We start from the raw sequence: 23,328 nt of genomic DNA, 5'->3' as shown, positions 1-23,328 counted from the left end.
AAAAATAAGGGGTGGGGTAAATTCCCCACCCCTTTTACCCTCTTTTATTATAGAGGTTCATTGGTAATTAAGCTATGATTTTGGGATTACAGCCCTTTGTTGTACATATATACAGCCAAGTCTACACAGCGTGCAGAATAGCCTGATTCGTTGTCGTACCATGCAAGGACTTTGACCATGTTTCCGCCAAGTGCCATTGTAGACAATCCGTCAACTGTTGCTGAAGCTGTGTTGCCGTTATAATCACGAGACACAAGTGGAAGTTCGCTGTATGCCAGGTAGCCTTTAAGCTCGTTTTCAGTCGCTTCTTTAAGCGCTTGGTTCACTTCTTCAACAGAAACATCTGTATCAAGTTCAGCTACCAGGTCGATTAGTGAAACGTTAGGTGTTGGTACACGGATTGCCATGCCATCGATTTTGCCTTCAAGTTCCGGCAGGACTTTTGCAACTGATTTCGCTGCGCCAGTTGTCGTTGGGATCATCGACTCTGCTGCTGCACGCGCACGACGGTAGTCGGAGTGTGGTGCATCAAGCAAAGCTTGGTCGTTTGTGTATGAGTGGATTGTCGTCATCATGGCTTTCTTGATGCCGAATTTATCGTTAAGGACTTTAGAAATTCCAGACAAACCGTTTGTAGTGCACGATGCATTTGAAACGACATGGTGCTCTTCCGGGTTATAAGAATCTTCGTTGACGCCCATAACAAGCATCTTCATACCATTTTTGCCAGGTGCTGAAAGGATGACTTTCTTAGCGCCTGCTTCAATATGTTTCGAAGCTTTTTCTTCTGTTGTGAAAATTCCTGTAGATTCCAGGACGATGTCAACCTGCAGTTCACCCCAAGGCAATTGTGCTGGGTCCTTTTCAGAGAATACTTTGATTTCTTTGCCGTTTACGACAATGTTTTCGCCGCTTGCAGAAACTTCTGCATCCAGGGTGCCGTGGATTGAGTCGTATTTCAAAAGATGTGCAAGCATCGCTGCATCTGTCAGATCGTTTACTGCCACTACTTCCACTTCAGGGTTTGCCAATGCTTCACGGAATACTATACGTCCAATGCGGCCAAAGCCGTTAATCGCCATTTTTAAAGTCATATCAATTTCCTCCTAGGTTTTCTATAAGATTATTAATTTCTGTCGCAGCACCTTCATCAGTTACAAGCACTGATCGTTCAGGTGCATTTTTGAAATAAGAAAGTATCGCTTTCGCTTTCGAGTGCCCACCAGCTACTGCAATGATCACTGGAGCTTTATGCACTTGTTCCAATTGGATTCCCGCTGAACGGATGCGGTAAACAACATTGCCTTCTGCATCGAAATAATAGCCAAATGCTTCACTGACGGCACCGCCTTCAGTTATCATCTGAACTTCTTCTTCGGTTGACTGACGCCTTAAAGCCATCTCTTCGGCATTGCCGATTCCATGCACAACCAGATCCGTCTGTTCATAAAGGTCCATCATCTCCTTGATGAGCGGCTCTTTCATCATCATCGCATATGCTTCTTCGCTGAGATGATCGGGCAAATACAGGGTTTTAAATGAACCGCCGGTTTTTTCAGCAAAAGCGGATGCAATAGTATTCGCCTGATGCAGAACATCTTCTCCCAGTCCACCGCGTGCTGCAATGAATTGCAAAGAGGGATAAGCTTTATCGCCTTTCAGTTCTTTGGCGATTGCCGCCATTGTACTGCCCCCGGTTACGGCAACTTTGGTTTCACCGATGAAATTCGCTTCAAGAAGACGTGCAGCCTCTTTACCGATCTGATGTTTAACAGTCACTGCTTTATCAGAATCCAAAGGAACTACGATGACATCCGAAATTCCCAAATGCTTTTTCAATCTGTCTGCCAGATCAGCGATTCCTGTCAGCTTCTGCATAAAGGATTTCAAGGAATCGAGGACTTCCTCGCCTTGCCTGGTGATCACCATGCCGGCAGATTTCATCTCGATCAATTGCTGTTCGCGCAGCAAATCCGTTTCTTTTCGGATATCGCGTTCCGTCATTCCGGAAAATTCACTCAAGGTTCTCCTGCCAATCGGCTGTTCCTGATTGATGGTCTGCAGGATCTGATAACGTTTTTTCAGGAGCACGGACATTTCCGGCAACAGTTTATTCTGTGCTGAAGATAAAGCATCCATAGATTCACTCCATTCCAGCTGGACGAAATTTATCCCGCTAGGTAATTTTCCGTCCCACTAAATTCATTCTACCTAATAATAAATCTGAATGCAACAAAAAAGAAGCGTCAGTAATCCAACGCTTCCAGAATTTCGGCATAACCGATATTGCCATATATCAATACTTCCCCATCTTGCTCCAGAACCGGAATCATCAGCATGTATTTTTCATGCAGCCGGTCATCCTCTTCTATATTCACTTCTTTAAACTCAAGCGGAAAATCTTCCTGCACCAGCTTGAGCATCAGTTTCGCCTCTTCGCAAAGAGGGCAATTCGGTCGGGTGTAAAGTGTCAGCATGATTGGCCTTCTTTCTTATTAGGATTACATATAGTTCGTAGTACTCGATATTTCGCTTCGGCGCTTTGGACTAAGCTCCCGCAATAAGCCGAGAAGAACACTCGTCTTATTGCTCCGCTCCGTCCTGAGCCGCGCTGGCGCTGGGATAATTATTTTTGCTGAACAAGTATCTAAGATAGGGAGCAAAACAGCACAGAAAACCTTGCCTGCGGGACCAGCGAAGTGCTGAGATCCACTTGGACGAAGTGGAACGAGTCCAAGTTAGCTAAGAGTTGGCCGTAGCCTGCAAGGCCGGCTCTTTGCGACGAAGCTAGCGCAGCGATGCAGGAGCACGGGTTTTTGCAAGCCCGCGGCAAGCAAGTTGTTTTGCGGAATATCGATTATTTAAGATTGTCTATAAAAAAAACCGCTCCGCCATAAATGGCAAAGCGGGTTGAGTCAATATGCCCTCGGAGGGGATCGAACCCCCATTACAAGAATCGGAATCTTGGGTGTTATCCATTACACTACGAGGGCGTTTCTATCTTAGCGACTTTACCAGTATACAAAATATGGCGGTACTTATCAAGTTGATATTTTCAATTCGTTAGATTTGACCTTCATTGACCAAGATGTGTATGATAATAATACAGCTGAAATGTATTTCAGTGCTGAATGTTATCACTTACACAAGGAGGATTTTCTATGAATTTAATTCCAACAGTAATTGAACAGACGAGCCGAGGCGAGCGCGCTTATGACATTTACTCGCGTTTGTTGAAAGACCGTGTCATCATGCTCGGCAGCGGCATCGACGATAACGTTGCCAACTCAATCGTTGCACAGCTTCTGTTCCTAGAAGCCGAAGATCCTGACAAAGATATTTCCATCTACATTAACAGCCCGGGCGGCAGCATTACAGCCGGTATGGCTATCTACGATACGATGCAATTCATCCGTCCGGATGTTCAGACAATCTGCATCGGGATGGCAGCTTCAATGGGTGCTTTCCTTCTTGCAGCAGGTACAAAAGGCAAACGATATGCGCTTCCGAATGCTGAAGTCATGATCCACCAGCCTCTTGGCGGTGCACAAGGCCAAGCTACCGAAATCGAGATTGCAGCAAAACGTATCTTGTTCCTGCGTGAAAAATTGAATCAGATCCTGTCAGAACGCACTGGCCAACCGCTTGAAGTCATCTCGAAAGATACTGACCGCGATAACTTCATGACTGCAGAACGCGCTCTTGAATACGGCTTGATCGATCAAATCATCACGCGCAGCAAATTGCCTGATGGCCATACAAAAGAAGATATCTAATCTTAAAGTCAAAACCCCGCAGCATTGAGCTGCGGGGTTTTCTTATGCTTCTTTTTCGATCAGCGCGGCCAGTGCTTCAACCGCGGACTCTTCATCAGAGCCATCCGCTGAAATCGTTACAGCGGTCCCTTTACTGATTGCCAGGCTCATGATGCCCATAATACTTTTTGCATTTACTTTCTTTTCCTCTTTTTCAAGGTAGACATCTGAATTATATCTATTTGCTTCCTGAACAAATAACGCTGCCTGTCTTGCTTGTAAACCTGATTTCAATTGAACATTCACTTGTTTCTCAACCATGCATATCCTCCTCAGAAAATTGACTGTACTGCTGGAAAAATGTCTCTATTTCTTTATATGAAAGAACCGCGGCAGTTAACCGCCGATCGTTTCGCCTTTTCTCAATGATTCAGCGATTTCGTCAATCTTCCGAAGACGGTGATTGACACCGGATTTGCTGACTTTACCGGTTGAAACCATTTCACCGAGCTCCTTCAGTGTAACATCCTGATACTCAACACGCAGCCTGGCTATTTCACGCAGGCGGTCGGGCAGCTGTTCCACGCCGATGACTGAATCGATAAAGCGGATATTTTCCACTTGGCGAAGAGCCGCATCGATGGTTTTATTCAGATTGGCTGTTTCGCAATTGACCAGTCTGTTGACGCTGTTCCGCATGTCCCTGATAATCCGAACATCTTCGAATTTCAGTAAAGCTGAGTGCGCTCCGGCGATGCTAAGAAAGTCAGAAATTTTTTCAGCTTCTTTCAAATAGGTGACAAAGCCCTTTTTCCGGTCGATGGTCTTGCTGTTCAGATGGAAAAAGTTCATCAATTCTGTAAGGGAGTCCGCATGATCCCGATCCGATGAATAGATTTCAAGATGATAAGAGGATGTTTCCGGATTATTGACAGAACCTCCAGCTAAAAAAGCTCCGCGCAGATATGCCCGTTTACAGCAATTCTTTTCGATCAGCTTCTTATCAATTTCCTGCTGGGATTGAAAGCCTTCCGTGATGATCAATAAATCTTCGAGAATATGTTTGGAGCCATCCCGAATCCGGCAAATATAAACGTTGTTCTTTTTTAAACGCATCTTTTTCCGCACCAGCAATTCCACTGGATATGGTGTATAGAAGCGTTTCAATAATGTGTAGATCCGGCGGGCAATCGCTGCGTTCTCTGTCTGTATGTCTACGCTTAATTGCCTGCTTGAGAAAGACAGCGTGCCATTCATCCGGATCAATGCCGATAATTCAGCCTTGCCACAGCATTCATCCACTTCAATTTGCGTCATTTCTTTTTTTGTTTCCGAAGCGAACGACAATTCATTCCCCTCCTTTCAACCCTTTAAAAAAACCGAAGTTTCGTATCTTCTTTCATTTGGCCTCCAGCATAGTGGAAGAGCCATTCCGCCACTTTTCTTGGTTCATGGCGAACCGCATTCTCAAAAATATTGGCGATGTCTTCCCGGTGAATTTCCAGACCGAATTCTGACAGACGGTCTTCATCGTAAGCCACCGGCCTTGCCCGTTCCTGCTCATATAGCTGAACTACATTAGACGGCATTTCCGCTTTGTCCAGGAGCACTGCATCCAAAAAGGGCTCCCCGACATGGTCATACAATGCCTGAATGTGATCGGATGCTGAGTACATATACGTCTCGCCAGCCTGTGTCATCAGATTGCAAATGTAAATTTTCTTGCCCTCCGCTGCCAGCAGCTCTTTCTTTATATCCTTAACCAATAAATTCGGAAGAATGCTCGTATAAAGCGAGCCCGGACCAATAACGATAATATCCGCCTGGCGGATAGCGGTTATGGTATCGGGCAAAGTCTTGACATCGACCGGTTCGATGAAGACACGTTTAATCGGCTGTAAATAAGCCGGAATCTTTGACTCTCCGCTGACGATCGTCCCATCTTCGAATTCCGCATTTAACGTGACAATCTGATTTGCAGCCGGTATGACTGTGCCATTGACACTTAACACACGGCTCATTTCTCTTACCGCATGTGAAAAATCACCCGTTAAATCCGTCAATGCTGCCAGCATCAGATTTCCGAGTGAATGGCCGCCGAGGTCGATCGATTTACTGAAACGGTATTGGAACATCTCCGCTACTAATGGTTCTGCATCGGACAACGCAGCCATGACATTCCGTATATCCCCTGGCGGCGGAATATTAAGATCGTTGCGGAGCCTGCCTGAACTGCCTCCATCATCTGCGACCGTGACAATCGCAGTCAAATCCAGCGGAAGCTTTTTCAGCCCCCGCAGCAATGTGGATAATCCGGTCCCCCCGCCGATAATGACCAGTTTTTTACGTTGGGTTTCCTTTTCCATGCACTCAGACCTTTCTCGTTTTGACATCACGATGCGTAATAATGGTTTTATTTTTTTCACCAAAAAGTTTTCCATAATACTCCGCTAAGGTGACTGAACGATGCTGGCCGCCGGTACATCCGAACGCGATGACGAGTTGCGCCTTGCCTTCGTTTTTATACCGGGGAATCATAAATTGAAGAAGATCGGTTAATTTTTCGATGAGCATCTGTGTTTCATTCCATTGGAGTACATAGCTTGAGACCGGTTCATCAAGTCCCGATAACGGTTTTAAGTCTTCTATATAATATGGATTCGGCAGGAATCGGACATCGAAAACCAGATCGGCATCAATCGGGATCCCATGTTTAAATCCGAATGAAATGACGTTCACCGTAAAGACGTTGCTTGTGTGGGTGGAGAAGTCGGTTATGATTCTTTCTTTAAGTTCACGGGGACTCATCTGTGAAGTGTTGTAGATATATTTTGCACGGCCTTGAAGGTCATTCAGCATATCGCGTTCCTTCTTGATGCCTCCAAGAACCAGTCCACCAGGTGATAAAGGATGTGAACGGCGCGTCTCCTTGTAGCGGCTGACCAGTGTTTGATTGTCTGCATCCAAAAACAGAATCGTTACAGATACTTTCGGTTCTTTTGACAGATTATCGATGGCGTCGACGAGGCTGTCGAAAAAGTCGCCTCCCCGCAAATCCATTACAGCTGCAACCCGCTTCATCGATTTCCCCGAATCGCGCATCAATTTGATGAATGTCAGCAGCAAAGCCGGCGGAAGATTATCAATGGTGAAAAAGCCGAGATCTTCGAAGCTTTGGATGGCTACCGTCTTACCGGCACCCGACATTCCGGTGATGACGATCAATTCTGTTTCTTCTGTTTTATTGTCCATATTGGCGGTTCACCTCTTCTGTTGAAGTTTGTATCATTTCTTTCAGCAGTTCGAATTCCATCGTATAATGGAAGGTTCCATATTGGACACCCGGCTTGCTTACGGCGAACATCAAATTGGTACGGTCGCCTTCTGCCATCGGCAATGTCGCCAGGCTTTCAATCGGATGCCATTCCAGTATACCTTCTCTTGTTTCAACAAAAGGGGTTCCATTCAAATCATGGGCGACAAATGTAAAGAGCATCCATTCATCGACCACTTCGCCTTCATCTTCAATCATCATGGTGTAGATCCCTTTGACATGGGTGTCCAAAGGTTCTGCGTTCGTTTCTTCTTTAAATTCACGGATTGCCGCTTCATACACGGACTCCCCGGCTTCCATCTTTCCGCCGGGTGCAACGTACCAACCGCGTCGGGGTTTTTTCAATAACAGGACCTTGCCATTTTTAATAACTAATAAATTTGCGATTCGCTGCACACTCGACACTCCGTATCTATTATAAACTTTCTCCATTATACAACTTTCCTGGCGTGTCATGCAAAAAAAGAAAAGCGACGGCACCCGTTTAGCCCCGACAAGCGCTGGAGGACTTGAAAGTAATGGCGTTCTTTGCCATTACTGGCAAGACCGAAGCGACTCGAGGGGCTGGGTCGCCGGAGTCTGGAGAAAGGAAAAGCGGAAGTGCCCGTTTAGCTCTGACAGGCATAAGACGATCTGGCGGAGCGGCGTCTTTTGCCGCAGAGCCAGAGTGGCTTATGACCCGAAGAACGGGGCCACTGGAGTCTGGACAAAAAAAGAAAAGGAATACAAATTTGCTTGTTGAGAATGAAAAATATAAACCGATATTCCGCAAAACAGCTCCGTTTTCCTGGTGGCTCGCGCTGAGCTAACTCGAGCTCGTTCCACTTCGCTCGAGTGGATCTCAGCACTTCGCTCGAAACGGAGTTGGAAAGCCAACTCCGTTTCTGCTCACCTGGGAGTCTTCGCTGTTTTGCTCCACATCTAAGTTATTACTTTAAAATGAGTGAGAGATAAGTATTGAAGAGTCAAGAGCTGCCTTTACTACGCAAGGTTGTTTTGTGGCAAAGCTAACTCGGGCCATCGCCCGAGTGGGGTTCTGTAATTCGCTGGCTCACAAAGAAATCTCTCTTGCTGTTTCTTGTCGAGAAGTTGACTCCAGAGAAGGAGCTAAGCTGAGCCATACGGAGATGGCCCGCCTTTGCGACGAGCAGTGCGCAGGAGCATAGTCTTTTCCCTTTCCAAAGCGACGAAGCGTTTATACAAACTGGCTTCTTTACTACATTTTGTTCACTCGCTTTTATAAGCACAAAAAAAGAGGCTGCTTCCCGAGGATTCGGAAAACAGCCTTTCAAAACTTCTATAAAAAGGGGGTCAATTTACTATTCTTACTATACCTCTTATACATGTCAAATGTATTACAGCTACATTAAGAAAGGATTAAATTAAACGTTTTGACCGATTTTTTCAACTAATTCTTCAATATAATGCTGTGCAGCTTGTGCTGCAATGCTTCCATCACCAGTAGCAGTCACTACTTGGCGCAATGTTTTATCGCGAAGGTCGCCTGCCGCATAAATGCCTGGAACTGAAGTTTCCATTTTTTCATTTGTCACGACATAACCTTCGTCGTTTAGAATGCCCAAATCAGCAAATGGCTTCGTCAAAGGCAGCATGCCGATGTAGATGAATACGCCATCGATTTCTTTTTCTGTTTCTTCCCCATCTTTTGTGGAAACCAGAGTTACGCCGGAAACCTTACCATTGTCACCTTTTATTTCCTTTACAGTATGGCTCCAGATAAAGTCGATTTTATCATTAGCGAATGCACGGTCCTGAAGGATCTTCTGTGCACGCAGCTCATCTCTTCTGTGGACAATAGTCACTTTATCGGCGAAACGTGTCAAGTAGACACCTTCTTCGACTGCGGAATCTCCGCCTCCGACTACAATCAGGTTTTTCTGTTTAAAGAACGCGCCATCACAGACTGCACAATAGCTGACGCCGCGGCCTCCAAGTTCGGTTTCGCCTGGGATGCCCATTTTCTTGTATTCAGCACCAGTTGTCAGGATGACAGCTCTGGCTTTGTATTCTTTCGAACCCGCTGTGACGGTTTTGTACTCTTCCCCGTCAACAATGCCTTTTACGTCGCCATAAGCATATTCTGCGCCGAATTTCTTGGCGTGATCGAACATTTTTGTCGATAAGTCTGGGCCAAGGATATGGTCAAAACCAGGATAGTTTTCAATTTCTTCCGTATTGGCCATTTGGCCGCCCGGGATTCCCCGCTCAATCATCAATGTGGATAAATTAGCTCGGGAAGTATATACAGCCGCCGTCATTCCGGCTGGTCCAGCCCCGATGATAATTACATCATAAATTTTTTCAGCTTCAGTCATAGTCAAGTCCTCCTAACATTCAATAGCTAAATCGTATAAGATTCCGCCAGTTGCATCAACTTTTATGCTTAAGACTCAAACAATGGCAGAAATTCAATCATTTCATTGATGTATTTTGTCAAAGTGGCTGTTGAAATTCCGTAATTTTCAGCAGTCGCTTTTTTAGTGATGCTTTGGTCTCTTGAGGACTTCACCATATAATCCACGGAAGCTGCCAGCGCCTTCGGATTTTTGAACGGATAATTTCGCTGGAAGGCGTTATCCACCAGCATAAACCACATTTGAAAAGCATATGATCCCTGCTGGGTTACCATCCCTTCTTTTTCATAAAGGATTTCAGTCGCTGTCATCGCCCGCAGAAATGCCCGTTCTTCAGGAACTGTTTCCTTAAACGGGTGCCCCAAAGCATAGCCCAGCATAAATGTTTCAATAATGGTCGGCTGCTCACTTTTCAGCCATTTCGGATGCGCGATGATTTCCTGTTTATGTGATGATTTTCCAAGAAGGAACATCCCGTACAATCTTTCACTTCTATGTGAGTGGTCCAACTTCTCGACCAGATAATCACGGTCATGCTCCAGTGCGTCGGAATGCGGCATTGTCATATTCTCCTGCCACGGCTCGTACCCTTCTTTGCCTGGGTCCATCGCAGTCAGTTGTTTCCATGCCTGCCTTGCCACATCTTCATGGTTTGAGTGGTAAGCGGCATGTGACAGCCAGAAGTAAAATGCCGGATCTCCGTCAAAACCTCTTTTCTGCAAACTTCTCAACCAGCGGTAAGCCTCTTTATACTTACCGACAAGCGCAAAAGTCGCCCCTAATTTATAACGGTGTTCAAACACGTATGGCTGGATCTTTTTAAGAAGTTCCAATATATCATCCAATTCATCATTTTTTTCATAATAATGAAAGACGGCTAAATTGCACAAAGCATGAAGGTTGCCCGTGTTTCTGCGCAGAACATCATGCAGCAATGCCTTTGCCATTTCGGTTTCACCAATATAGAAATAAGCAAGTGCCAAATTATTATGCGCTCCCCAGAAATCCGGTTTATCGGCTACCAGATCCTCCAGCATACTGATGGCGTCCGTGAAATTACCCTGTTCCATCAGTCGGCGGGCTTTTTCCTGAAGATAGAAGTATTCGCTGTCCTGCGCTTCACCTTCATCATCCAGCAGCTGCCAATCTTCCTGTTCGGCAAAATCGATGATTTCCATCGCTTCTTCCGCATATTTGCCATTCACATCCGCTTCAACGTATCTTTTTGCGTATTTCCGTGCATCAAGAAATAAACCCATATGGGCATGTACTTCAGACAGGAAAAACAGGATGTCCGTTTCTTCCGGATCCAGCTCCTGGGCTGTCCGCAATACGTCCATTGCCTGTTCAAATTCCTGCATCTCCATCAGTACAATGCCAAACTGCATCATGATCAGCGGATCTTCCGGACTTAATTCCGTGGCCCGCTGCAGATACTTATGAGCTTTCGGGTAATTGTCGCGCTGCAATTCCTTGAGCGCTTTCTTATAGTAATATTCACCTGTAGGAATGAATGACAGTACATTCTCGTGATTGTTTTTCTTTTTATTCTCCAAAATAAGCCTCCGAAAAAGTTATAGGATCGACCTTGATCGCCCTTCCCTTTAATATCCTTTAAGTATAGCATATTCGGCACTTATTTACTTGTGGTTTTTGTCTGGTGGCGCTCCTTTAAAACAGCCATCACCTTGTCCAGATCCACTCCCTGTTCCTGCAGCAGGACCATTACGTGATAGAATAGGTCAGCTGTTTCCATCGACAGTTCTTCAGCGTCACGATTCTTCGCGGCAATGATCACTTCCGCCGCTTCTTCTCCGACTTTCTTGCAGATCTTATCGATGCCTTCTTTAAAAAGATAAGTCGTATAAGCGCCTTCCGGCATTTCGCTCTGGCGGTTGCGGATCAATACTTTCAGCTCTTCAAGCATATCTCCTGCTGAAGTTTTGCTTTCTCCGTAAATCGTTTCATTGAAGCATGACTGTTCGCCTGTATGGCAGGCTGGTCCATTCGGAATCACTTCATAGATCACTGCGTCGGCATCGCAATCCACTTTCACAGAAATTACTTTTTGTGTATTCCCGCTGGTCGCCCCTTTATTCCATAATTCCTGACGGCTTCTTGAATAGAGCCAGGTTTCCCCGTTCTCCATCGTCTTGTCGATCGCTTCCTGATTAGCGTACGCTAAAGTCAGCACCTGCTTTGTTTCACTGTCCTGTATGATTACCGGCACTAAGCCGTCCTGGTCAAAGTTCAATTGCGTCATCTGACATTCACTCCTTCTGTGCGCAGGTAGTCTTTCACTTCTGCGATGCTTGTTTCTTTATAATGAAAGATCGATGCGGCCAGCGCCGCGTCGGCATCCACTGTTTCAAAAACCTCTTTGAAATGTTCCCTGTTACCTGCACCGCCGCTGGCAATGACGGGCACTTCGACTGCATCTCTTACAGCTTTTGTCAAAGCCAGATCAAATCCGTTTTTAGCACCATCCTTGTCCATGCTCGTCAGCAGCAATTCGCCTGCACCAAGTTCAACACTGCGTTTCGCCCATTCCACAGCATCCCATTCGGTTTTATTGCGGCCGCCGTGTGTGTAGACGTCCCACCCATTGCCGTTCCACTTGGCATCTATCGCTACGACGATGCATTGCGATCCGAAAAAGTCAGCACCTTCTTTGATCAATTCCGGACGGTCAAGAGCGGCTGTATTCAATGAAACCTTGTCCGCACCGGCGCGAAGCATGCGCTTGATGTCTTCAAGTGTACGAATGCCTCCGCCTACTGTGAATGGAATCGATAATTCACTAGCGACAATCTTCACGACTTCAACCATCGTCTCTTTTCCTTCGTGTGAAGCTGAAATATCGAGGAATGTCAGTTCATCGGCTCCTTGCTTGTCATAAAATCTGGCGAGTTCGACAGGGTCGCCGGCGTCTCTCAAAGAAACGAAACTGACCCCTTTTACAACTCGCCCCTCTTTCACGTCAAGGCAGGGAATTATGCGTTTTGTCAGCATGACAAAGCCTCCTCCAGTGTAAACCGCTCTTCGTACAGCGCTTTTCCGATAATGACGCCGGTAATCGAACTGCTGCCAGCTGCCTCTTTGACGTTCAGCACGTCGTTAAGAGTGCCGATGCCGCCGGATACGATGACTTCTGCTGAACCATCTTCGACCAATTGTTTGTTGGCATCAATATTCGGTCCCGCCAGCGTTCCATCCGTCGCGATATCAGTGTAGATAAAATGGCGTGCCCCTTTTGAGACAAAAAAACGCGCGACGTCAGCAGCCGGCTGCACAGATGTTTCCGTCCAGCCTTCTGTGGCAGCCAGTCCATCTTTTGCATCGATGCCGATCACAATGCGGTCTGCACCGAACTCTTCAATGAAAGAAACAACCAATTCCGGTTCACGAATTGCCAGACTTCCGATAATGACGCGGGCTATACCATTGTCCAGATAAAAACGGATATCTTCAGCTGTCCGGATACCGCCGCCGACTTGCACTTTCAAGCCCAGTTTTGCAGCTCCGATTACAGATTCATCATTAATCCGATGACCGGCCTTTGCGCCGTCCAAGTCGACCATGTGCAGCCATTCCGCTCCCGCTTCCGCGAATTTTTTCGCCATCTCGACTGGCGAATCACCGTATACCGTTTCCTGTCCGTAATCCCCCTGGAACAGGCGGACACATTTGCCGCCTCTCAGGTCAATTGCCGGATAGATCTGAAAGTTGCTCATTATTGTTCCCCCTGACATTCGCGATCCATTGTTCCAATAAATAATGGCCGAAATCACCTGATTTTTCCGGGTGAAATTGCATTCCGGTAACAAGTCCCTTGCCTACAACTCCCGGAACATTGATATTGCCATATTCGGCTGAGGCAAAAATTTCCGTTTCCTCTGCTTCCGTAACGTAAAATGAATGCACAAAATAAACATGCGTATCGACTTGCAGGCTTTTCAGCCAAAATGGCATTGTGGAAAAGTCGAGGCGGTTCCATCCCATATGCGGGATGCGGTAGGTCCCTTTTTCAAAACGCCGGATTTTGCCTTTAAGCAGTCCAAGACCTTTTGTCAGCCGCACTTCTGAACTGTTTTCATATAATAATTGCATGCCCAAACAAATTCCGAGCAGCGGTATGCCCTTTTCAGGCAGCGAACGGATGAATTCCGACAATCCTTTTGAATCCAGCAGCTCCATCGCGTCGGGAAAAGCCCCAACACCAGGCAGCAGAATCGCTTCCGCTTCCAGCAGCGTTTCCGGGTCATCGGAAAGAATGACTGTACAATCGAGTTTTTTCAATGCCTGTTCGACACTGAAAAGATTGCCCATGCCGTAATCGATGATTCCGATGATCATGTCAACAGCCCCTTTGTCGAAGGCACCCCTTTGACCCGCGGGTCTATTTGGGTCGCTTCATCAAGTGCGCGTGCCAAAGCTTTGAAAACAGCTTCGATGATGTGGTGCGTGTTCTTTCCATAATGGATGATAACATGGACATTCATGCGTGATTCCAGCGCAAATTTCCATAGGAATTCATAAACCAGTTCAGTATCAAATGTGCCCACTTTTTCATTCGGAATGTCACCTCTGAACTCCAGGTGAGCCCGATTCGAACAATCTATGACCACCTGTGCAAGCGCGTCATCCATCGGCACAAATGCATTACCGTAACGGCGAATGCCTTTTTTATCGCCAAGCGCCTCTCTGACAGCCTGTCCCAGTACAATTCCGATATCTTCCGTCGTATGGTGGTCATCGATGTGCGTATCACCATCCGCTTTAATGTCCCCATCAAATAAACCGTGCTTGATGAACAGGTCCAGCATGTGGTCCATGAACGGCACACCGGTTTCTATATTTGCTTTGCCTTCTCCGTCAATTGAAAATGCGATATCTATTTTTGTTTCATTTGTATTCCGTTTCAATTCCGCTTTTCTCATCACCGATTCTCCTTTTTCCATTGCCGTGATTCCACTGCCCGTGCATGGGCTTCCAAACCTTCAAGCCTGGCCAGTCGGGCAATCTTCTCTTTATTGTCCTGCCAAGCCTGCTCGCTGTAATGGATGATGCTCGTCCGTTTTAAAAAGTCATAGACCGACAGGGCACTTGAAAATCTCGCCGTGCTGTTGGTCGGCAATACATGGTTCGTGCCGGCAAAATAATCACCGATCGGCTCTGAAGAATAGCGTCCGATGAAGATGGCGCCCGCATGTTTAACCTTTTCGGCATCTTCCACTGCGTTAGCTGTCATGATTTCAAGGTGCTCAGGTGCCAATTGATTGGCCGCGGCTATCAGTTCTTCCATTGTTTCCCCGAGGTAAATTGCACCGAAATCCTCGATCGCCGCTCGGGCAATGGATTGCCGTGGCAGTTCCATCAATTGTCTCTCCACTTCTTCAGACACCGCTTTAGCCAAGGCTACATCCGTCGTCAACAGCACCGCACTCGCCATTGGATCATGCTCAGCCTGCGACAGCAGATCTGCAGCGATTTCGTCCGGATAAGCCGTTGCATCGGCTATGATGGCAATTTCACTCGGACCTGCAATCATATCGATTGCCACGTCCCCATTCACTTCGCTTTTGGCCAGCGCCACGAAGATATTGCCCGGCCCGGTTATCTTATCGACCGGTGAAATGGATTCAGTGCCATAAGCCAATGCCGCAATCGCCTGTGCTCCGCCGGATTTATAGATTTCCTCAATGCCAAGAATATGTGCTGCCGCTAATACACCGTCCGACAGCGAACCGTCTGCTGCGGGAGGTGACATCAGCACAATTCTTTGGACGCCTGCCGCTTGAGCCGGTATGACATTCATCAGCACCGAGGAAGGATACGCTGCCGTGCCGCCTGGAACATATAAGCCGGCTGATTCAATGGCCGTCACCCGCTGGCCGACATAAGAACCGTTCGTCTGGATTACTTTATATCCTTCCTGCTTTTGGTTTGCATGGTATGCCCTGATATTTTCAGCAGCTTCTGCAAGATCACTTAATAATTGCGGATCAAACCGTTTTACTGCTTGCTCAATTTCTTGCCGGGACACCCGCAAATCGGTCAATTCCGCCTGATCCCATTTTTTCGCAAAGCGGATCAATGCAGCGTCACCTTCGCTTCGGACCGTTCGGATAATTGCTTTTACCGCCTCTAATTGATCGGCCGTCGCATTTCCACCAGTTCTTCTAATTGAAACCGCCGACGACAATCGTGTGATGTTCATATTAACGCCTACTTTCTTAAACGCTCCACGATTTCATCGATCCTCTTCTGTTTCAGCCTGTAGCTGACCGGGTTCGCAATAAGCCGTGAAGTGATGTCTGTAATTTTATCGTATTCAACCAATCCATTTTCTTTCAGGGTTTTGCCTGTCGAAACAATATCGACAATCCGTTCCGCCAAACCGATCATAGGTGCCAGCTCGATCGAACCATTCAGCTCGATGATTTCAACCTGCTCCCCCCGGCTGCGGAAAAATTGAGAAGCGATATCCGGATATTTCGTGGCAATACGCGGAGTCATCTCATCCATTTTCGTATCCGGCAAACCGGCAGTCGCAATATAGCAGCGGCTGATTTCGAGATCCAGCAGCTCATGTACATCACGCGCCTGCTCAAGAAGCACATCTTTGCCGGCAATTCCGATATCGGCGACGCCATGCTCCACATAAACAGGCACATCCATCGGTTTCGACAAAATAAACCGGAATCCTTCATTTGGCGCTTCCACTATCAATTTCCGGGAGTCGTCCAATTCCTCCGGCAAATCAAATCCCGCCTTAACAAGCAGTTCATAAGCTTCCTCAAAGATGCGGCCTTTCGGCATCGCAATCGTCAATTTATCCATTTTCTTCACCGTCCATTCGAATCACTTTTGAGAACAGTGAACTGAACTCTTCCTGGGCTTTTACAGCTGAAGCGAATTGAAGTGTCACTCTTTCGCCCGCTTTTCTTAATTTGTTTGCTTCGATATGCGCATTCTCTTCATTTTCTTCATTAAATAAAATCAGGGTTTGCTCCGTATTTTCCTGTTCAGCCGGCATTGCTTCCAGCAACCGATCAACACGCAGGCCAAAGCCGGTAGCCCCGACATGCAATCCGAATTGCTTCATCAAGCCGTCATAACGGCCGCCGTTCCCCAGCGGAAATCCGCTGCCTTCTCCGTAGATTTCAAAAACCATGCCTGTGTAATACGTCATATGGCTCGTAAACGAAAGGTCATAAGTGACGAAATCCGCCAAACCATTGCGGTCAAGCAAGGTTTTCAATTTACTCATGTCTTCATAAAGCGACTGCTGAACCGTGTCTGTTTGATCGATCCACTGCTCCCAGTCTTCGAGACGCGTCGTATTCATGATCAATTTAAGCGAATTTTTCGCAGCCGTATCATCGACCAGGTTGTCAACCATATTTTCGTAGGCCACCTTGTTTTTTGCCACCATTTCAGCGCGCAGCTTTTCAGCGAGCGCGTCATCAAGTCCGTAGCCCCGTAATACTTGCTGAAGCAATTGTGTGTGGCCAATGACGATGCGTCCTGATCCGACATTCAGGCCGCGGAGGATTTCTGTCGCCAGTAAAATGACTTCCGCATCTGCGTACAGTGATTCATCACCAATCAGCTCGACACCCATCTGCTCGAACTCCGCTGGGCGTCCGCCTTCTCTCAATTGGGCGCGGAACACGTTTGAATAATAGCCGAGCCGCACAGGCATCTTCTCTTTTAATAATTTGGATGCGGCTACGCGTGCAATCGGTGATGTCATATCCGGCCGCAGCACTAGTGTCTGCCCTTGATTATCCAGCAATTTGAATAATTGATTGTCAGCGATTGCCGAAATCTTGCCGATTGTTTCGTAGTATTCCAAACTCGGCGTCTGCAGCATCTCATAGCCGAATTGCTCCATTATCTTTATACCCACTTTGCTGAGCTTAGACTTCCTTTTTACGATTGAGGGAAAATCATCACGCATGCCCAGCGGTTTTTCGAACATTTGGATTGTCATAAATTCACTTCCTATTTATGGATATTTTACTTTAGTTCGCTAATGTAATAAAGTAATTATTATTTTATCGTATATTATGGTTGAAGGTCAAGAATAAGGCAAAAAAATCCCGGAAGCTATTGCTCCTAGGATTTTTGGCTTGTTGAAAAAATAAAGTGAAAACCGATATTGCTCAAAACAGCTGTGCTTTCCTGGGGGCTCGAGCTGAGCTAACTCGTGCTCGTTACACTTCGCCCGAGTGGATCTCAGCACTTCACTCGAAACGGAGTTGGAAAGCCAACTCCGTTTCTATTCCCCTGGGAGTCTTCGCTGTTTTGCTCCATATCTCAAATAGCTTTCTTAAATGAGAAACATTTAACTTCAATATCCGTTTAATAAAGTAAGCACTTAAACTCTACGCTAATCCAGAACGAAGCGGAAAGCGTCCACCTATAGCGTAATGTTTAAAGAGTTCTTCGTTTTCTCGAAAATTTTAAAAATCCCAAGAGCTACTGCTCCCGGGATTTTTCCTCGCGTTCTGCCATCTGTTCAGCTGTGTAAATGATCTGCATCGGATTGCCTCCGACAAACGCTCCGGCCGGCACATCCTTGTGCACAAGTGTAGCGGCGGAAACAATTGCTCCATCGCCTATCGTTATACCTGGCAGAATCGTGCTGTTTGCACCGATCATGACGCGGTCGCCGATAACAACATCACCCAGACGGTATTCTTCGATCAGATATTCATGGGCCAGAATTGTGGTGTTATAGCCGATCACTGAATTTCTGCCGACCGTAATCCGTTCCGGGAACATGACATCCAGCATCACCATTAACGCGAATGATGAATGTTCCCCAATTTCCATGCCAAGAAAATTTTTATAGAGCCAATTTTTCATCGGCAGGAATGGTGTATATCGCGCCAGCTGGATAACAATGAAATTTTTTGCGACTTTCCAAAATGGAACTGTCTTGTATACATGCCAAAGTGAATTCGGACCCGTCACAAAATGGCGTTCGGTCCTTCTCATGCCGTTTCCTCTTTCACCAGTTCCAGAAGGTCGCTGATGTGCTGCAGCATATAATCCGGTTTGAACGTCGCAAGGAAATCCTCGCCTTTAGCCGACCAGGCAACTCCCGCTGTCCGGACTCCCGCATTTTTGCCGCCTTCTATATCGTGGGAATTATCTCCGATCATCAGGGATTCGGCCGCACTTGAAGACAATTCCTTCAATGCTTTCAAAATCGGCTCTGGATCCGGTTTCGGATTTTCTACGTCATCCAGGCTGATAACTGTATCGAATAGTTCCGATACCCCCATAAGCCGAAGCCCATGAAGGATAGTATCCCTTTTCTTGGTGGAAACTATCGCCATTTTCAATCCTCTGTTCTTCAGGAGGTACAGTGTTTCTTCCACTCCGTCGTAGACTGAAACCATTTCATCGTGAAGCGCAAGATTCAACTCGCGGTATTCTTTGATCAGCTCCTCTGTTCTTGAAGGGGCAATCGTTTCAAATGTCTGTTTCAGAGACGGTCCGATGAACTGGAGAATATCTTCTCTTTCATAGCTGTTTGGAAAATGCTTCTCCAGTACCGTTGAAAATGTATGGATGATCAATTCATTCGTATTCAATAATGTTCCATCGAAATCAAATAATAAAGTCGTTATATTTTTCGTCATGCAGAAAACACTTCCTTTCGGTTTTCTTCAGCTTTGCGCCAGAGATACGATACAAAGATCGTCAAAGCAAGCGCGGTAACAACGCGTATCGCGAGTAACGGCCAAATCGGAATGCCCAGCGGGATGAAAATCAGCGTATCCTCTACAATCGCATGGCAGGCAACCAAAAAGATAAAGGCCAGCGTCGCATCTTTTTTACTGACTCCATCTTCCTGAACCGCCTGGATCATGACGCCCGCTCCCATCGCCAAGCCGAAAATCAAGCCGGACGCCAATGTCAGTGAAGCGTTCTTCTGAACGCCGAGCAGCCTTGTGAGCGGTCCCATCATATCTGAAATCCTGTTAAGGTATTTTGTATCTTTTAAGATTTGAATTGCCAGCATCAATGGTATTACAATAATCGCCAATTGAAGAACTCCGAATCCGGCTTTCTCCAACCCTAATAAGAAAATAGCTAACCATCCTTCAGGCGCAGCCACTGCTTCAGGAGTAAAACCGTATTGAGCGATTTCACCGCCGCCAGGCCAAGCCAGACTGATGATGATACCGGAAAGCGCCGCCAGCCCGAAACGGACAACAAGCACTACCCATAGCTTAACACCAACCTTCAAAGCCACCCCGGTTTCGATGAACATATTATGGGAAAAGGACAGCATGACCGCAAGGATAAATACTTCCTTCACTGTCAGTTCAAGCGACAGAATACCAGCAATCCCCGCATACAGATTTAACGCATTCCCTAAAACCAACGGGATCGCCGCGTCGCCGCTTAATCCGAATATGCTCATGAACGGCGCTACCAGATTGACGATAAAGGGCAAAACGGGTGTAAATTGGAGCATTGTCACCAAGAGTGTTATCGGAAAAATGATTTTCCCCAATGCCCATGTTGTTTTCAAACCTGCCATCAGGCCATTTTTCAAAGTCGACATTCGCTTATCTCTTCTTTCTATTCGGCAAATTGATGTGAGTCTTTATTTCTTTTTCGGCTTCTTATTTGATTTCTTTTTGGGTTCTGCCGGTTCGTCCAGATATCTTGGCGGATTTTTAATCGTTACCCGTCGATAGATGATCAGCACGACCGCGATGATGATTGCCAGTATAGAGACCAGCTGCGCTGTCCTTAAACCTTCTATCCCAAATACATAAAGGCTGTCTGTCCGCATTCCTTCGATGAAGTAACGGCCGACAGAATACCATATCATATAGAAGAAAAACATTTCCCCGCGGACAAGATTGACCCGGCGCAACAACAGTAAAATGATGATACCGACAAAGCTCCATAATGATTCATACAGGAATGTCGGGTGATAATAAGCTCCATCTATGTACATGTGATTGATGATCCAATCCGGTATAAAGAGGTTCTCCAGAAACGCCCTTGAAACTTCTCCGCCGTGCGCTTCCTGGTTGATGAAATTCCCCCATCGGCCAATTGCCTGTCCAATCAAAATGCTTGGTGCCAGAATATCCGCGACTTTCAAGAACGGCGTATTGCGTTTTTTCGTAAAAATATAGGCAACGATGACCGACATGATCAAAGCACCGTGAATCGCCAGCCCACCGTTCCAAATCGCTATAATCTCTCCGGGATTGTCTTTATAATTATCCCATTCAAATATTACATAATAGATTCTCGCGCCGACAATCGCCAAAGGCACTGCCCAGATCAGCAGATCCGTCAGAAATTCCGGATGCATTCCGCGTTTGATCATTTCACGCTGTCCTACTAAAAACGCTATCACAATACCGGTGGCGATGATTACACCATACCAATGAACATCGATCGGCCCTAAGCTGAAAGCAACCGGATCAATCGATCCTAAAACTGAAAACATGTCCCGCACCTACCCATTCCTTTAATTTGTATCCATCGAAATTACATCGTCCAGGCGTTTTGAAAATTCTTCGGCTGCATTGACGCCCATCCGTTTCAGACGATAGTTCATCGCAGCAACTTCGATTATAACCGACAAGTTCCGCCCTGGACGTACAGGAATAGTAAGTTTGGTCAAATCCGTATCGATGATGCGCATTTTTTCTTCTTCCAATCCCAATCGATCATACGTTTTTTCTGCATCCCAGAGTTCCAGGTCAATCACCAGTGAAATTCGTTTGAATGTACGGACGGCGCTTGCACCGAATAAAGTCATGATATCAATGATGCCGACTCCCCGTATTTCCAGCAGGTGCTCGATCAGTTTCGGCGGATGTCCAACAAGCGTGTTCTCGCCTTCCTGGTGAATTTCGACGCAATCGTCAGCTACCAGGCGATGTCCTTTTTTAACAAGTTCCAGCGCAGTTTCACTTTTACCGACTCCGCTTTTCCCTGTGATCAATACGCCTACACCGTAAATATCCACCAGCACTCCGTGGACTGCGGTTGTTGGAGCCAATTGGCTTTCCAGATAATTCGTCAGCAAACTTGAAAATCTTGTCGTCGACATTTTCGTGCTCATGACCGGCACATGCCGCTTCGACGATGCGTCGATCAGTTCCTGTGGTACTTTCTCATCATGGGAAACGATAATCGCCGGCGTGTCATCCGTACATAATTTCATCATGCGGTCTTTTCGGTCAGCAGCATCCAGCATCGCAAAGAACGATAATTCGGTCTTCCCAAGCAACTGCACCCGATTTGCCGGATAATGAGTGAAATACCCGGCCATTTCAAGTCCCGGCCGTGAGATGTCACTGATCGGTATATGGCGGCCAATTCCTTCTTCGCCGCTGATCAAATTCAAATCGAATGTTTCCATTACCTGTTTCGTTGTTACCTGGCCCATCTTTTCCCCTCATTCCTTCTCTGCGGGAATCCCTGTACTTTACAGGGTCCCTTTGTTTTCAAGCATTAATGATATTATTTTAACATGGAAATATTGAAATTAAAGCAAACGCTCCCCTTTTCCCGTTCTTTCGATTATACACAGGCCAAATCTGTTAAACTATAAAAAAACAGAATCTTTAATTCTTCCAATACAAATGAAAAGAGGGATGGTTGTGTACGAGCAAAAAACAAAAGAAACGGATGCAGATGTTCTCGAATTTATTGAAAGTGTCGACAGTCCCAAAAAACGTGAAGACGCATACCGGCTGCTTGAGATATTTGAACAAACTTCAGGTTATGAAGCGAAAATGTGGGGAGACAGCATTATCGGTTTCGGTTCCTACCATTATAGATATGCAACCGGTCATGAAGGTGATGCACCATTGGTCGGGTTTTCTCCCCGCAAAGCGAAAATCAGCCTTTACTTCGCAACAGGTGACGAGGACCGCCAAGCGCTATTGGACGATTTCGGCAAACATACTTCGGGCAAGGCTTGCGTTTATATCAACAAAGTCGATGACATCGACGTGGATGTGCTGAACAAATTGATCACCCGCTCCATCCATTTTTTACAGGACCTATATCCGCAAAATCTTGAAAACCGGTGAGCAGCTGTTCTGCCCACCGGTTTTCTCTTATTATTTTCTTCTGCAGCTCCTATTTTCCTAGGATACCGTATGGTACAATTTTACATATAGAACTTGATTGCTTCAGGTGATCAAGAACAGACCAAGGGGGAAACAGACATGAAATTGAATCCTTTATTAACAATCTGGACACAGCCAAAAGAAACTGTCCAGCAGCTTATCGAAGTAAATAAAATCGGCTTGTCGGTGCTGCTTGTCATGATTGCAGGAATCGGAGGAGTCATTACCGCTTTGCAGGATTCCGGCTGGTTTCTTGACCTGTCTCCCATATTATTGATAATCGGGATATTGATTACCGGCCTCTTAAGCGGTTTACTGAATTTAGGAATCAGCACTCTTTTATATACCGGTATCGGTAAATTATACGGGGGCCACGGGAAACTGCGGGATATGGCGATCGCCATAGGTCCTATGATGATTCCACAAGTATTTGTCGTGCCCGTCCTAGTCATTTTCGCACTTTATTACGGTGAAAGGTTTTTCATGGTGCCAGAAGCTTTCGGTATAACTTCCATATCTCTCGGAGCTTACTTATTCTTGACGCTGCTCACGGCGACAGCTTCCATCTGGTCAATCGTCATTTCTTCCAAAGCGATTGGAGTGGTTCATGGCTTTTCGAGCTGGCGCGGTTTTGGAGTTCTTATGACCCTGCTCGGCATTGTCATTCTGGTCACATTGATCATTGTGATCGGTGTCATCATGTTCATGTTTTGACCTTCTTTTAACGAATT

The 23,328-nt window shown here is 46.3% G+C and carries 26 protein-coding genes and 1 tRNA gene; 3 read left to right on the top strand and 24 right to left on the bottom strand.

What is annotated here, in order from left to right; all coding sequences use genetic code 11:
- Positions 1-86: 86 nt before the first annotated feature.
- The 4 genes from gap to CXF70_RS14720 form a co-directional block, all read right to left on the bottom strand.
- On the bottom strand, positions 87-1,094 hold the full coding sequence (gene gap, locus CXF70_RS14735; RefSeq protein ID WP_101803296.1) for a type I glyceraldehyde-3-phosphate dehydrogenase: 1,008 nt from the start codon (positions 1,092-1,094) through the stop codon (positions 87-89).
- 1 nt (position 1,095) lies between these two features.
- Positions 1,096-2,139 carry a sugar-binding transcriptional regulator gene (locus tag CXF70_RS14730; RefSeq protein ID WP_101803295.1) on the bottom strand — a complete coding sequence of 348 codons (1,044 nt, stop codon included), beginning with the start codon at positions 2,137-2,139 and terminating at the stop codon, positions 1,096-1,098.
- A gap of 107 nt (positions 2,140-2,246) precedes the next feature.
- Positions 2,247-2,477, bottom strand: coding sequence for a glutaredoxin family protein (locus tag CXF70_RS14725; protein ID WP_101803294.1), 231 nt, complete (start codon positions 2,475-2,477; stop codon positions 2,247-2,249).
- Positions 2,478-2,921: 444 nt separating this feature from the next.
- Positions 2,922-2,993, bottom strand: a tRNA-Arg gene (locus tag CXF70_RS14720).
- A gap of 168 nt (positions 2,994-3,161) precedes the next feature.
- Between CXF70_RS14720 and clpP the strand changes: the two genes are divergently transcribed.
- Complete coding sequence (gene clpP / locus CXF70_RS14715) at positions 3,162-3,776, top strand: ATP-dependent Clp endopeptidase proteolytic subunit ClpP (protein ID WP_084242533.1); 615 nt, start codon at positions 3,162-3,164, stop codon at positions 3,774-3,776.
- A gap of 42 nt (positions 3,777-3,818) precedes the next feature.
- Here clpP and CXF70_RS14710 read toward each other — a convergent pair whose 3' ends face one another.
- From CXF70_RS14710 to hprK, 20 genes are all read right to left on the bottom strand, one after another.
- Positions 3,819-4,076 (bottom strand): HPr family phosphocarrier protein, encoded by a 258-nt coding sequence (locus CXF70_RS14710; protein ID WP_084242534.1) that lies wholly within the window; start codon positions 4,074-4,076, stop codon positions 3,819-3,821.
- A 75-nt stretch (positions 4,077-4,151) separates the two neighbouring features.
- On the bottom strand, positions 4,152-5,102 hold the full coding sequence (whiA, locus tag CXF70_RS14705) for a DNA-binding protein WhiA (protein WP_084242535.1): 951 nt from the start codon (positions 5,100-5,102) through the stop codon (positions 4,152-4,154).
- A 23-nt stretch (positions 5,103-5,125) separates the two neighbouring features.
- A complete protein-coding gene (locus tag CXF70_RS14700) occupies positions 5,126-6,121 on the bottom strand; it encodes a gluconeogenesis factor YvcK family protein (protein ID WP_084242536.1) in 996 nt (331 codons plus the stop codon).
- A 4-nt stretch (positions 6,122-6,125) separates the two neighbouring features.
- Positions 6,126-7,007 (bottom strand): RNase adapter RapZ, encoded by an 882-nt coding sequence (gene rapZ / locus CXF70_RS14695; RefSeq protein WP_101803293.1) that lies wholly within the window; start codon positions 7,005-7,007, stop codon positions 6,126-6,128.
- Positions 6,997-7,485: an NUDIX hydrolase gene (locus CXF70_RS14690; RefSeq protein WP_084242623.1), complete on the bottom strand. Its 489-nt coding sequence runs from the start codon at positions 7,483-7,485 to the stop codon at positions 6,997-6,999. The genes rapZ and CXF70_RS14690 overlap by 11 nt, the downstream gene beginning before the upstream one ends.
- A 986-nt stretch (positions 7,486-8,471) precedes the next feature.
- Positions 8,472-9,425, bottom strand: a complete 954-nt coding sequence (trxB, locus tag CXF70_RS14680) for a thioredoxin-disulfide reductase (protein ID WP_084242538.1) — start codon at positions 9,423-9,425, stop codon at positions 8,472-8,474.
- 68 nt (positions 9,426-9,493) lie between these two features.
- On the bottom strand, positions 9,494-11,020 hold the full coding sequence (locus CXF70_RS14675; protein WP_101803291.1) for a tetratricopeptide repeat protein: 1,527 nt from the start codon (positions 11,018-11,020) through the stop codon (positions 9,494-9,496).
- An 80-nt stretch (positions 11,021-11,100) separates the two neighbouring features.
- Positions 11,101-11,727 (bottom strand): bifunctional phosphoribosyl-AMP cyclohydrolase/phosphoribosyl-ATP diphosphatase HisIE, encoded by a 627-nt coding sequence (gene hisIE / locus CXF70_RS14670; RefSeq protein ID WP_101803290.1) that lies wholly within the window; start codon positions 11,725-11,727, stop codon positions 11,101-11,103.
- The gene (gene hisF, locus CXF70_RS14665) at positions 11,724-12,476 is read right to left on the bottom strand and encodes an imidazole glycerol phosphate synthase subunit HisF (protein ID WP_101803289.1); all 753 of its coding nucleotides are present in this window, start codon (positions 12,474-12,476) and stop codon (positions 11,724-11,726) included. The genes hisIE and hisF overlap by 4 nt, the downstream gene beginning before the upstream one ends.
- Positions 12,470-13,198, bottom strand: coding sequence for a 1-(5-phosphoribosyl)-5-[(5-phosphoribosylamino)methylideneamino]imidazole-4-carboxamide isomerase (gene hisA, locus CXF70_RS14660; protein WP_101803288.1), 729 nt, complete (start codon positions 13,196-13,198; stop codon positions 12,470-12,472). Before hisA ends, hisF begins: the two co-directional genes overlap by 7 nt.
- Entirely contained in the window at positions 13,167-13,820 is a 654-nt protein-coding gene (gene hisH / locus CXF70_RS14655; protein WP_101803287.1) for an imidazole glycerol phosphate synthase subunit HisH, read from the bottom strand. Before hisH ends, hisA begins: the two co-directional genes overlap by 32 nt.
- The gene (gene hisB, locus CXF70_RS14650) at positions 13,817-14,404 is read right to left on the bottom strand and encodes an imidazoleglycerol-phosphate dehydratase HisB (protein ID WP_369916950.1); all 588 of its coding nucleotides are present in this window, start codon (positions 14,402-14,404) and stop codon (positions 13,817-13,819) included. Before hisB ends, hisH begins: the two co-directional genes overlap by 4 nt.
- Complete coding sequence (gene hisD, locus CXF70_RS14645) at positions 14,404-15,684, bottom strand: histidinol dehydrogenase (protein ID WP_101803286.1); 1,281 nt, start codon at positions 15,682-15,684, stop codon at positions 14,404-14,406. The genes hisB and hisD overlap by 1 nt, the downstream gene beginning before the upstream one ends.
- An 8-nt stretch (positions 15,685-15,692) precedes the next feature.
- Positions 15,693-16,307, bottom strand: coding sequence for an ATP phosphoribosyltransferase (gene hisG / locus CXF70_RS14640; RefSeq protein WP_084242545.1), 615 nt, complete (start codon positions 16,305-16,307; stop codon positions 15,693-15,695).
- Positions 16,300-17,463, bottom strand: coding sequence for an ATP phosphoribosyltransferase regulatory subunit (locus CXF70_RS14635; RefSeq protein WP_101803285.1), 1,164 nt, complete (start codon positions 17,461-17,463; stop codon positions 16,300-16,302). The genes hisG and CXF70_RS14635 overlap by 8 nt, the downstream gene beginning before the upstream one ends.
- A 488-nt stretch (positions 17,464-17,951) precedes the next feature.
- A complete protein-coding gene (locus tag CXF70_RS14630) occupies positions 17,952-18,473 on the bottom strand; it encodes an acyltransferase (RefSeq protein ID WP_101803284.1) in 522 nt (173 codons plus the stop codon).
- Positions 18,470-19,123: a pyrophosphatase PpaX gene (gene ppaX / locus CXF70_RS14625; RefSeq protein ID WP_101803283.1), complete on the bottom strand. Its 654-nt coding sequence runs from the start codon at positions 19,121-19,123 to the stop codon at positions 18,470-18,472. The genes CXF70_RS14630 and ppaX overlap by 4 nt, the downstream gene beginning before the upstream one ends.
- On the bottom strand, positions 19,120-20,055 hold the full coding sequence (locus CXF70_RS14620; protein ID WP_101803282.1) for a nucleoside recognition domain-containing protein: 936 nt from the start codon (positions 20,053-20,055) through the stop codon (positions 19,120-19,122). The genes ppaX and CXF70_RS14620 overlap by 4 nt, the downstream gene beginning before the upstream one ends.
- Positions 20,056-20,097: 42 nt before the next feature.
- Positions 20,098-20,961, bottom strand: a complete 864-nt coding sequence (gene lgt / locus CXF70_RS14615; RefSeq protein ID WP_101803281.1) for a prolipoprotein diacylglyceryl transferase — start codon at positions 20,959-20,961, stop codon at positions 20,098-20,100.
- Positions 20,962-20,982: 21 nt separating this feature from the next.
- Positions 20,983-21,909, bottom strand: a complete 927-nt coding sequence (gene hprK, locus CXF70_RS14610; RefSeq protein WP_084242551.1) for an HPr(Ser) kinase/phosphatase — start codon at positions 21,907-21,909, stop codon at positions 20,983-20,985.
- Positions 21,910-22,123: 214 nt separating this feature from the next.
- On the opposite strand from hprK, the gene CXF70_RS14605 reads away from it, so the two are divergent.
- Positions 22,124-22,558, top strand: a complete 435-nt coding sequence (locus tag CXF70_RS14605; protein WP_101803280.1) for a DUF1801 domain-containing protein — start codon at positions 22,124-22,126, stop codon at positions 22,556-22,558.
- 138 nt (positions 22,559-22,696) lie between these two features.
- Positions 22,697-23,311, top strand: coding sequence for a YIP1 family protein (locus CXF70_RS14600; protein WP_101803279.1), 615 nt, complete (start codon positions 22,697-22,699; stop codon positions 23,309-23,311).
- Positions 23,312-23,328 lie beyond the last annotated feature (17 nt).

Origin of the sequence: Planomicrobium sp. MB-3u-38 (assembly GCF_002836425.1) — a bacterium.
Lineage (GTDB): Bacteria > Bacillota > Bacilli > Bacillales_A > Planococcaceae > Planococcus > Planococcus okeanokoites.
Note: the sequence above shows the minus strand (reverse complement) of the source record. Positions and strands in the feature narration are given on the sequence as shown.

Excerpts from the sequence above, each read along its gene's own strand:
- gap (WP_101803296.1), bottom strand. The coding sequence starts at position 1,094 with ATGACTTTAAAAATGGCGATTAACGGCTTTGGCCGCATTGGACGTATA.
- CXF70_RS14730 (WP_101803295.1), bottom strand. The coding sequence starts at position 2,139 with ATGGATGCTTTATCTTCAGCACAGAATAAACTGTTGCCGGAAATGTCC.
- CXF70_RS14725 (WP_101803294.1), bottom strand. The coding sequence starts at position 2,477 with ATGCTGACACTTTACACCCGACCGAATTGCCCTCTTTGCGAAGAGGCG.
- clpP (WP_084242533.1), top strand. The coding sequence starts at position 3,162 with ATGAATTTAATTCCAACAGTAATTGAACAGACGAGCCGAGGCGAGCGC.
- CXF70_RS14710 (WP_084242534.1), bottom strand. The coding sequence starts at position 4,076 with ATGGTTGAGAAACAAGTGAATGTTCAATTGAAATCAGGTTTACAAGCA.
- CXF70_RS14700 (WP_084242536.1), bottom strand. The coding sequence starts at position 6,121 with ATGGAAAAGGAAACCCAACGTAAAAAACTGGTCATTATCGGCGGGGGG.
- rapZ (WP_101803293.1), bottom strand. The coding sequence starts at position 7,007 with ATGGACAATAAAACAGAAGAAACAGAATTGATCGTCATCACCGGAATG.
- trxB (WP_084242538.1), bottom strand. The coding sequence starts at position 9,425 with ATGACTGAAGCTGAAAAAATTTATGATGTAATTATCATCGGGGCTGGA.
- hisIE (WP_101803290.1), bottom strand. The coding sequence starts at position 11,727 with ATGACGCAATTGAACTTTGACCAGGACGGCTTAGTGCCGGTAATCATA.
- hisF (WP_101803289.1), bottom strand. The coding sequence starts at position 12,476 with ATGCTGACAAAACGCATAATTCCCTGCCTTGACGTGAAAGAGGGGCGA.
- hisA (WP_101803288.1), bottom strand. The coding sequence starts at position 13,198 with ATGAGCAACTTTCAGATCTATCCGGCAATTGACCTGAGAGGCGGCAAA.
- hisH (WP_101803287.1), bottom strand. The coding sequence starts at position 13,820 with ATGATCATCGGAATCATCGATTACGGCATGGGCAATCTTTTCAGTGTC.
- hisB (WP_369916950.1), bottom strand. The coding sequence starts at position 14,404 with ATGAGAAAAGCGGAATTGAAACGGAATACAAATGAAACAAAAATAGAT.
- hisD (WP_101803286.1), bottom strand. The coding sequence starts at position 15,684 with ATGAACATCACACGATTGTCGTCGGCGGTTTCAATTAGAAGAACTGGT.
- hisG (WP_084242545.1), bottom strand. The coding sequence starts at position 16,307 with ATGGATAAATTGACGATTGCGATGCCGAAAGGCCGCATCTTTGAGGAA.
- CXF70_RS14635 (WP_101803285.1), bottom strand. The coding sequence starts at position 17,463 with ATGACAATCCAAATGTTCGAAAAACCGCTGGGCATGCGTGATGATTTT.
- CXF70_RS14630 (WP_101803284.1), bottom strand. The coding sequence starts at position 18,473 with ATGAGAAGGACCGAACGCCATTTTGTGACGGGTCCGAATTCACTTTGG.
- ppaX (WP_101803283.1), bottom strand. The coding sequence starts at position 19,123 with ATGACGAAAAATATAACGACTTTATTATTTGATTTCGATGGAACATTA.
- CXF70_RS14620 (WP_101803282.1), bottom strand. The coding sequence starts at position 20,055 with ATGTCGACTTTGAAAAATGGCCTGATGGCAGGTTTGAAAACAACATGG.
- lgt (WP_101803281.1), bottom strand. The coding sequence starts at position 20,961 with ATGTTTTCAGTTTTAGGATCGATTGATCCGGTTGCTTTCAGCTTAGGG.
- hprK (WP_084242551.1), bottom strand. The coding sequence starts at position 21,909 with ATGGGCCAGGTAACAACGAAACAGGTAATGGAAACATTCGATTTGAAT.
- CXF70_RS14600 (WP_101803279.1), top strand. The coding sequence starts at position 22,697 with ATGAAATTGAATCCTTTATTAACAATCTGGACACAGCCAAAAGAAACT.